This window comes from uncultured Microscilla sp., assembly GCF_947493425.1.
Lineage (GTDB): Bacteria > Bacteroidota > Bacteroidia > Cytophagales > Microscillaceae > Microscilla.
The window spans coordinates 1-920 of record NZ_CANLRP010000409.1 but is presented as its reverse complement, the minus strand read 5'-3'; the positions used below and the strand labels follow the sequence as shown (position 1 = coordinate 920).

1 protein-coding gene is annotated in these 920 nt (G+C 34.5%); it reads right to left on the bottom strand.

Annotation, left to right across the window (positions count from 1 at the left end; all coding sequences use genetic code 11):
* Window positions 1-16: 16 nt before the first annotated feature.
* Window positions 17-838 (bottom strand): IS982 family transposase, encoded by an 822-nt coding sequence (locus Q0954_RS34065; protein ID WP_299466582.1) that lies wholly within the window; start codon window positions 836-838, stop codon window positions 17-19.
* Window positions 839-920: the final 82 nt, after the last annotated feature.

The following is a 920-nucleotide window of genomic DNA, read 5'->3' as shown; positions in this document are numbered from 1 at the left end:
TAATTCAAGTTGCGGCTTATGCCTCAACCCTTTTTAGTGTATAAGCAAAAAGAAATAAAAACACTTTTAGCAAAAATCCCTCTGGCGTTACCGCATGGATTTTCAGAGGGAAAAATGCTGTTATTTCACTGAAAGTGGTCTCAATTCGCTTTCTAAGTTGTTTTTTTATAAATGCCAAAGCAGGTGAATCTCCTCTTTTAGAATTTGATTTCCGTTCAATGAGGAGTTGAATATTTTCACATTCTTTATAGAAATCTTCTAATCCATAATCTGTATATCCACTATCTCCGTACAACTCACTCCCTTCAGGTAAGTCAATATTCATTGCCTGAAAAGCGGTAATATCAGCAAATGAACCTGCGCTAATGAAATATTCTACTGGGATTCCTTCTACTGTAGTAATTACCTGCACCTTAAAACCATAAAAATATTCACGTTTAGATGCATTTCTACCTCGATAAGCTTCTTGTTTCAAAATTCTATTCCTGGGAATGCGAACATTGCGACATACACTTACTGGAAAACTATCTATAAGGTACTTGCTTTCGGTATTAAGTTCCTTTAGGGTGCTTCCTAAACCTATAAATAAAGCGTTTAATTGCATAGACAGACCATGTAAACGCCTATTAAATCCAGATTTATCAATCATATCTACGCCATGATGATTTCTCATATAACTCATTGATTTTTGATGATTTCCGCTAAAATAGCGTGCTGCAACTAAAGCAGTTGTCATAAGCTCTGCGTCGGTTATTTTTTTGATAGGATTTTCTTTGTAGCCTGTTTTCTTTAGAAAATCATCGATAAAGCAATATATTGCAATTGTGTAGTCTGTCATCGTTAGTATTCAATTTTGGTTTTGTCACCTTTAAATTAATACTATTTTGGCAGACTTACTTATATCCCGCAACTTGGGTTAA